The sequence below is a fragment of the Massilia sp. YIM B02763 genome (assembly GCF_030412015.1).
Taxonomy (GTDB): Bacteria; Pseudomonadota; Gammaproteobacteria; order Burkholderiales; family Burkholderiaceae_D; genus Telluria.
In genome coordinates, this window is sequence record NZ_JASNRD010000012.1 from 173,681 (window position 1) to 181,777 (window position 8,097).

6 protein-coding genes and 1 pseudogene are annotated in these 8,097 nt (G+C 63.6%); 1 reads left to right on the forward strand and 6 read right to left on the reverse strand.

Annotation, left to right across the window (positions count from 1 at the left end):
- Nucleotides 1–15: 15 nt before the first annotated feature.
- The 6 genes and pseudogenes from QPK32_RS16500 to ybiB form a co-directional block, all read right to left on the reverse strand.
- Nucleotides 16–1,233: pseudogene (locus QPK32_RS16500) on the reverse strand (RNA polymerase sigma factor region1.1 domain-containing protein); the annotation flags it as partial.
- A gap of 270 nt (nt 1,234–1,503) precedes the next feature.
- Nucleotides 1,504–3,306 (reverse strand): DNA primase, encoded by a 1,803-nt coding sequence (gene dnaG / locus QPK32_RS16505; protein ID WP_290413879.1) that lies wholly within the window; start codon nt 3,304–3,306, stop codon nt 1,504–1,506.
- 153 nt (nt 3,307–3,459) lie between these two features.
- Entirely contained in the window at nt 3,460–3,909 is a 450-nt protein-coding gene (locus QPK32_RS16510; protein ID WP_290413880.1) for a GatB/YqeY domain-containing protein, read from the reverse strand.
- A gap of 131 nt (nt 3,910–4,040) precedes the next feature.
- Nucleotides 4,041–4,253, reverse strand: coding sequence for a 30S ribosomal protein S21 (rpsU, locus tag QPK32_RS16515; RefSeq protein WP_005665410.1), 213 nt, complete (start codon nt 4,251–4,253; stop codon nt 4,041–4,043).
- A gap of 122 nt (nt 4,254–4,375) precedes the next feature.
- Nucleotides 4,376–5,587 carry an NAD(P)/FAD-dependent oxidoreductase gene (locus tag QPK32_RS16520; protein WP_290413881.1) on the reverse strand — a complete coding sequence of 404 codons (1,212 nt, stop codon included), beginning with the start codon at nt 5,585–5,587 and terminating at the stop codon, nt 4,376–4,378.
- A 134-nt stretch (nt 5,588–5,721) separates the two neighbouring features.
- Nucleotides 5,722–6,711, reverse strand: coding sequence for a DNA-binding protein YbiB (gene ybiB, locus QPK32_RS16525; RefSeq protein WP_290413882.1), 990 nt, complete (start codon nt 6,709–6,711; stop codon nt 5,722–5,724).
- A 119-nt stretch (nt 6,712–6,830) separates the two neighbouring features.
- On the opposite strand from ybiB, the gene QPK32_RS16530 reads away from it, so the two are divergent.
- The gene (locus tag QPK32_RS16530) at nt 6,831–7,892 is read left to right on the forward strand and encodes a 3-deoxy-7-phosphoheptulonate synthase (RefSeq protein ID WP_290413883.1); all 1,062 of its coding nucleotides are present in this window, start codon (nt 6,831–6,833) and stop codon (nt 7,890–7,892) included.
- Nucleotides 7,893–8,097: the final 205 nt, after the last annotated feature.

Here is an 8,097-nt window from a genome sequence, read left to right on the forward strand (position 1 = left end):
NGCCACGTCCAGGATCTGCTTCTCGATGTGGCGCACTTCGTCGACCTGGCCGCGCAGGGTGTCGCACAGCTTTTCGACGACTTTCGCCGTGAAGCGGATGCCCAGCAGTTCGTTCGAGATGGCTTCCTGGGCCTTGATATAGCCTTCGGAGTTGTAGCCCTGCTTCTCGTAGGCCTTGCGCATCTTGTCGAACTGCTGTTCGATCAGGCGGAATTTCTCGAGGGCCGTGTTCTTCAGCTGTTCGAGCTGTTCGGCGGAATAGCCGGCCGCACCGGAACCGGCGCTGGCTTCTTCTTCCTCTTCCTCTTCTTCCTCTTCCTCGTCGTCGTCCTCGTCCTCATCGTCCGAGGCCGACGTCGGGGCGACCGCGCTCGGCGAGGTCGCCTCGTCTTCGTTCTCGTCGACCATGCCGTCGACGATCTCGTCGATCTTGATCTCGTCGCGTTCGATGCGGTTGGAAGCGTCGATGATCTCGGCGATCGTCACCGGGCAGGCGGAGATCGCCTGGATCATGTCGCGCAGGCCGTCTTCGATGCGCTTGGCGATCTCGATCTCGCCTTCGCGGGTCAGCAGCTCGACCGAGCCCATTTCGCGCATGTACATGCGCACGGGGTCGGTGGTGCGGCCGAAGTCGGAGTCGACGGTCGACAGCGCCGCTTCGGCGGCAGCCTCGGCTTCGTCGTCGCTGGTGACGGTGGCGACGCTGTCGGACAGCAGCAGGGTCTCGGCATCGGGCGCATGCTCGTAGACGGCAATGCCCATGTCGTTGAAGGTGCCGATGATGCCTTCGATCGCTTCCGGATCGACGATATTGTCCGGCAGGTGGTCGTTGATCTCGGAATAGGTCAGGAAGCCGCGCTCCTTGCCCGACTTGATCAGGGCCTTGAGCTTCTGGCGGCGGATTTCGAGCTCTTCCTCGCTCGCTTCCGTGTCCGAGGAGAACGCATCCTTCAGCAGCGCCTTTTCCTTGGCCTTGCGGTCCTTGGCCTTGGCCTTGTCGACCGCTTTCAGCTCGGCGCGCTCGACCGCGTTCAGGGCGGCGACTTCGTCGTTCTCGGGCGTGAATTCCTTGGGCTTGCGGCCACGGCGGCCCGGTACCTTGACGGCCGGCAGCACGTAGCCCGACGTGTCGATCGCGGCGAGTGCTTCCGCATCGGTCGTCTGGTTCACTGGCGCGACACCCGCGACGCGGGCTTCCGCCTTGTCTTGTGAATTGTCCGCCTTGGCGGACATCCTGGTGGATTTGGTAGCCACTTTGGTTTCGGGTTTCTTGGTTGGCACAGGCGCTTTCGAAGTCACAACGACCACTTTATTATGGTTAAAAGATAAAGTTTTGTTACCTTACATCACGCTACAGGCACAAATCTGTTGCCCCGCTAACTGAAACACCCCGCCCGGTCTGAGACGAAAAATCGTTTCAAAGCTTGCAATAGTTAGCGTTTTATTATAGCACGCGCCCCTTGACTTTCCAGTTACAAACGCCTCGGTGGCGCCCTGGTCCCATCAGGAGAATTTCGCTGCGGGCTGGCTCGCCTCCTCCCTGTCCAGGAAGGCCTGCTGAGCAGTGATCTCGCGATAGCGAGTACTTACCTGATCTGAGGGCAAACCGGAGGAAATCAACTGATTGAGCTCCTGTTTCAATAGATCGCGCTTGACTTGCCTCACAGCACTGACAAGCCAAACCCTGTCTGCATCGCTATCCGATTCGGGTTCCGAGGCAATGTCGGAAATCAAACGGTCGTAGTCTCCGCTCACTTCCTTCAATTGCTGGGACAACGCCGCGAACGTACCGTTCGCCCCCAGCGCCTGGGCCATGCCCACGAGCTGGCGCAAACGTTCGGCTTGTTCCTCGCCGAAGAAGTCGAAGGCGCGCAATGCCGCGTCGTCCAGGTCCAGGGCCAACGCCGGGTGGGCGACGAGGATGCGCGACATCTGCAACTCCAGCCCTACCGGCTCCGGACGGCCCTGGCGCGGCGGCGCCTTGCGGGCGACGGCGACGGGCTTCGACAATTCGAACAACGCTTCGATCTCCGCCGGGGTTGACTGGGTCAGGTTGGCCAGGCCCCGCACGATCTGCAGGCGCAGCGCGGATGGCGCCATCGCCTGCAGCAGCGGCTTGGCATCGAATTGAACATGGGCCCGACCTTCCGGCGTATCAAGATCGTGTTCGGTCGAGACTTCGCGCAGCAGGAATTGCGACAGCGGCATCGCCTCGTTGATTTCCTGGGCGAACGCTTCGGCGCCGAATTCGCGCACATAGCTGTCCGGGTCGTGCTCTTGCGGCAGGAACAGGAATTTGATGACCTTGTCGTCGGACACTTGTGGCAAGCACGCTTCCAGCGCGCGGCGGGCGGCGCGGCGGCCGGCCTTGTCGCCGTCGAAGCTGAAGATCACATTGTCCGTCTGGCGCAGCAGTTTCTGGACGTGGGTGCTGGTGCAAGCCGTGCCGAGCGTCGCCACTGCCTGCGGGAAGCCGAGCTGGGCCAGCGCGACGACGTCCATATACCCTTCCGTCACCAGCACGTAGCCGGCGTCGCGGATCGCCTGGCGCGCCTCGAACAGGCCGTACAGTTCCAGTCCCTTCTGGAACAGCGGCGTTTCCGGCGAGTTCAGGTATTTCGGTTCGCCGCCATCCATGACGCGGCCGCCGAAACCGATCACCTGCCCTTTGGTGTTTCGGATCGGGAACATGACGCGCTCGCGGAAGCGGTCGTAGCGTTTCTTGTTATTGCCGTCCTCGTCGACCTTGTCGATCACCAGGCCGGATTCGACCAGCGCCAGCGCATCGTAGTCGCGGAACACGGAGCGCAGGTTGTCCCAGCCGCCCGGCGCATAGCCGAGCCCGAACCGTGCGGCCACCTCGCCCGTCAGGCCGCGGCCCTTCAGGTAGGCGATGGCGGCCGGGGCCTGGCGCAGCTGGGCGCGGTAGAAGTCGCAGGCCTGGTTCAGCGCATCCGTCATGGCCAGCGACTGGGCCTGCTGGGCGGCGCGCTGGGCCGGCGGGATCTTGTCGTCCTGGTCGGGGACGATCATGCCGACGCTTTGCGACAAGTCCTTGACCGCATCCACGAATCCCATGCCCGAGTACTCGATCAGGAAACCGATCGCCGTGCCGTGGGCGCCGCAGCCGAAGCAGTGATAGAACTGCTTGGTCGGGCTGACGGTGAAGCTGGGGGATTTTTCGTTGTGGAAGGGGCACAGTCCCATGTAGTTGGCGCCGCCCTTTTTCAGCTGCACATAGCGGCCGACCACGTCGACGATGTCGACGCGGTTGAGCAAATCGGTAATGAAGGATTGCGGAATCACTTGATATAACAGTGTTTTGTCTAAGGTCAGACTATACCGCAGGGCTTGCCACAGGTTGATTTGCAGCAGGCAACAAGGCGTTGCCGCCCGGGTGCATCGGCGGGCGCATGCGTTTGTGGCGCGAATGCCGCAAATGCATGCGCTGGAAAAACATCAAGCGCCGGACAGCGCCTTCTTGACCTGGGCCGATACGGCCGTCATGTCGGCGCGGCCTGCCAGCTTCGGCTTCAGGATGCCCATCACCTTGCCCATGTCCTGCGGACCGGCGGCGCCCGACGCGGCGACGGCGGCGGCGACTTCGGCCGCGACTTCCTCGTCCGACAGGCCGGCCGGCATGTAGGCCGACAGCACGGCCAGTTCTTTCTTCTCGATCTCGGCCAGGTCCTGGCGGCCGCCGGCTTCGAACTGGGTGATCGAATCCTTGCGCTGCTTGATCATCTTCTCGACGACGGCGGTCACCTGGGCATCGTCCAGCTCGATGCGCTCGTCCACTTCACGGCGCTTGATCTCGGCCAGGATGAGGCGGATGGTGGCCAGGCGCTCGCTTTCCTTGGCGCGCATGGCATTTTTCATGTCGTCGGTAATTTGATCTTTCAGGCTCATGGAGTCTCCGTTCGATGGGATGGGGCAAAAGGCAAAACCCGCTGCGGTACAACCGGAGCGGGCTTCGTCACATTCAGGCCTGATGCGCCGGGACTGGCATAACCGTCACCGGATCAGGCAGCTGAACCAAATTAGTACAGTTTCTTCGGCAGTTGCTGGCTGCGGATGCGCTTGTAGTGGCGCTTCACGGCAGCGGCCAGCTTGCGCTTGCGCTCTGCGGTCGGCTTTTCGTAGAACTCGCGAGCGCGCAGTTCGGTCAGCAGGCCGGTTTTTTCGATAGTGCGCTTGAAGCGACGCATAGCGACTTCGAACGGCTCGTTTTCTTTAAGGCGGATAGTGGTCATGTAAAAATGAAACCGTTGGATTTAGGGAAGAACGAAATTCTAACAGCTTTTCAAGAGCTGTGCGAGATTTTTGTCAATGTGCTGCAATCACAACAATGGCTCACCGGGCCCTGTCACGGCCTTCATTCGATTGCACTACCTGCGGCAAAACCCGACGCCCATGCCCACTGGAAGTTGTAGCCGCCCAGCCAGCCGGTGACGTCGACGGTCTCGCCGATGAAGTACAAGCCGGGGACCTTGTTCGCCATCATGCTCTGCTGCGACAGCTCCTTCGTGTCGACGCCGCCCAGCGTCACCTCGGCCTTTTTATAGCCTTCGGAACCCGTCGGCACGATGGCCCAGCGGTTGATCGCGTCGCCCAGCTTGCGCAATTTTGCGTCGGCCATGTCCGGCAGACGGGCATCCGGCGCCAGGCCGTTTGCCGTCAGCAACCCTTCGGCGAGGCGCGCGGGCAGCCATTGCGACAGGATATTGCCGAGCTGCTTTTTCACAGTGGTTTTGGAGGAAATCAATTCCTCGGCCACATCGATGTCCGGCAACAGGTTCAGCACGATGGGCGTGCCCGGCTGCCAGTAGCTGGAAATCTGCAGGATCGCCGGGCCGGACAGTCCACGGTGCGTGAACAACAGGTCTTCACGAAAATAGCCGCGCTTGGCGTTGCGGCCCTTGCCCGAGCCCGTTTCGACGTCCACTTCGAGCGCAATGCCGGCCAGCGGCACGAACGGTTGCCAGCTGGGACCGTCGAAGGTCAGCGGCACCAGGCCGGGACGGGTCTCGACGATCTTCAGGCCGAACTGCTTCGCGATGCGGTAGCCGAGGTCGGTGGCGCCGATCTTCGGGATCGACAGGCCGCCGGTCGCCACCACGACGTTCGTAGCAAGGATGAGCTCGCCATCCGTCTCGATGCGGAAACCGGCATCGCCCTTCTCCACGCCCATCACCTTGCACGGCATGCGCCAGTGGACGCCGCCGGCCTCGCACTCGTCCTTCAGCATGCGGATGATCTGCTCGGCCGAATCGTCGCAGAACAGCTGGCCGCGGTGTTTTTCGTGGTACCCGATGCGGTGCTTCTTCACCAGCGCAAGAAAATCCTGCGCCGTGTAGCGCGACAGCGCGCTGCGGCAGAAGTGCGGATTCTCGGACAGGTAGTTCTGCGGGCCGGCGTTGATGTTCGTGAAATTGCAGCGGCCGCCGCCGGAGATGCGGATCTTCTCGGCCAGCTTGGCTGCATGGTCGACCAGGACGACGCGCTTGCCGCGCTGGGCGGCGACAAAGGCGCACATCATGCCGGCCGCACCGGCGCCGATCACCGCCACATCGTAGTGTTTTGCCATTTCCGAACCGCCTTTGCCGCGCACAAAAGGCGGTATTGTAAATGGCAGGGCCGAATAGTGGTGCGGCGAGTGTCGCTGGACGCGTGGACGGGAAACCCGTCCACCCTACGATGCACGGCGCGATCCGCCGTCGCTCAGCTCTCCGAACGCAACGCCCGCGCGACCCGCATGCACTGCGCCGCCTGCGCCGCGATCGGCCCCGGCACGGGCTGCTCGCCGCGCAGGGCGCGGGCGATCCAGTCGGCGGTGGCCGCCGCGTCGCGCCCTTCCGGCGCCGGCGCCAGCGCGTCGGCCGGGGCGTCGCGCTCGACCAGCACGGTCTGGGTACCGGCATGGAACCAGTCGATCTGCTGGGCGCGGTTGGCATTCGCCACCGTCTCCCCTTCCGTGCCGCGCATCAGGAAGGCGTCGCCACGCTCGGTAGGGGCCACGCCCCCGAAATAGGCGGTGAGCATGGTCAGATATTCCGGGTGCGTGTACGAGACCAGGCGCAGCGCCGGGCCAGCGAACGGCTGCAGCATCTTGACGAGCGTGTGCGTGGAATTGCGCACGCCCAGGATGCGGCGCAGCGACAGCTGGTGCGCGAGCTGGGGCGCCAGCAGCTCGATCGGCATGAAGCAGGGGCGGCGGGCCGCGAAGGCATCGAGCATGTCGGCCGTCGAGCCGGTGGGGCCGATGCCCATCTCGGCCAGGATCTCGAAGGTGGTGACGCGGCCGGGATCCTGGCGCACGCCGTGCACCAGCACGGGCACGCCTTCGCGCGCCAGCAGCATGGCCAGCAGCGGGGTCAGGTTGGCCAGCTTGCGCGAACCGTTGTAGCTGGGGATCAGCACCGGCGCGAACTCCCCGGGCGGCAGCGGCAGCGGCGGGAACGACGTTTCGGCGGCGTCCATGAAGCCGGCGATCTCCTCGACGGACTCGCCCTTGATGCGCATCGCCAGCAGGATGCCGCCCAGTTCGAGGTCGGAGACGCGCCCGTCGAGCATGGCTTTATAGAGGTCGCGGGCATCCTCGCGCGTCATGCTGCGCGCGCCCTTCACGCCGCGGCCGATCTCCTTGATGAAACGGGCGGCGGGGAATGGCGCTTGGTCCGGTGCGTGGTTCGGTGCTTGAGTAGGGTCCATGTGTCGAAGCATACCACCGGCGCAGGAGGTCAGAGAATGCGACATTTTGGCCGGGGCGGCTGCAATCGTGCGCGTTTCGCGCTAGACTGGCCGATCCCTCAGGAAAAACACGTCATACCATGTTGATCACGCCCGATATCGAAAATACCAACGTCACCTCGTTCGCGACCATGCCGTCGCCGGTCGAGCTGCACCAGAAGCTGCCGCTGACCGACAAGGCCTTCACCACGGTCATGAAGGGCCGCGAAACCCTGCGCAACATCCTCGACCGCAAGGACAAGCGCCTGTTCGTGGTCGTCGGCCCCTGCTCCATCCACGATCCGGTCGCGGGCCTCGACTATGCGCGCCGCCTGAAGGCGCTGCAGGCCGAAGTGGCCGACACGATGGTCCTGGTGATGCGCGTGTATTTCGAAAAGCCGCGCACCACCACCGGCTGGAAGGGCTATATCAACGACCCGTTCATGGACGACTCCTTCCGCGTCGACGTCGGCATGGAGCGCGCGCGCCAGTTCCTGCTGGACGTGTGCGAACTGGGCCTGCCGACCGCCACCGAGGCGCTCGACCCCATCTCGCCGCAATACCTGGGCGACCTGATCGCCTGGACCGCCATCGGCGCCCGGACCACCGAATCGCAGACCCACCGCGAGATGTCCTCGGGCCTGTCCACGCCGGTCGGCTTCAAGAACGGCACCGACGGCGACGTCTCGATCGCCATCAACGCCGTGCTGTCCTCGTCCAGCCCGCACTCCTTCCTGGGCATCAACGAGCAAGGCAAGGTCGCCATCGTGCGCACCCGCGGCAACGCCTACGGCCACGTGGTGCTGCGCGGCGGCGGCGGCCGTCCGAACTACGACTCGGTCTCGGTGACGATCGCCGAGCAGGCGCTGAAAAAGGCCGGCCTGCCCGCCAACCTGGTGGTCGACTGCTCGCACGCCAACAGCTATAAAAAGCCGGAACTGCAGCCGCTGGTGATGTCGGACGTGATCCAGCAGATCCGCCACGGCAACGGGTCGCTGGTGGGCGTGATGATCGAATCGAACATCGTCAGCGGCAACCAGCCGATTCCGAGCGACTTGTCGCAGCTGAAGTACGGCTGTTCGGTGACGGATGGGTGCATCGGGTGGGAAGATACGGAAGCGATGCTGCGCAGCGCGCATCAGGAGCTGTTGCAGCGGGCCTAAACCCGCTCATTGAACACCGTCGTCCCTGCGAAGGCAGGGACCCAAGCCATGCACGCATCTCGACAGCGCGTGCAAAATTGGGTCCCTGCCTTCGCAGGGACGACGTCATTCAAGGCCGGGTGTCGAGCGCCTGCGCGACTTCGGCCACGACGTCACCCCACCCCTGAACTGACCCAGAGAAGTTAGACATAACTTTTCTGGGTTT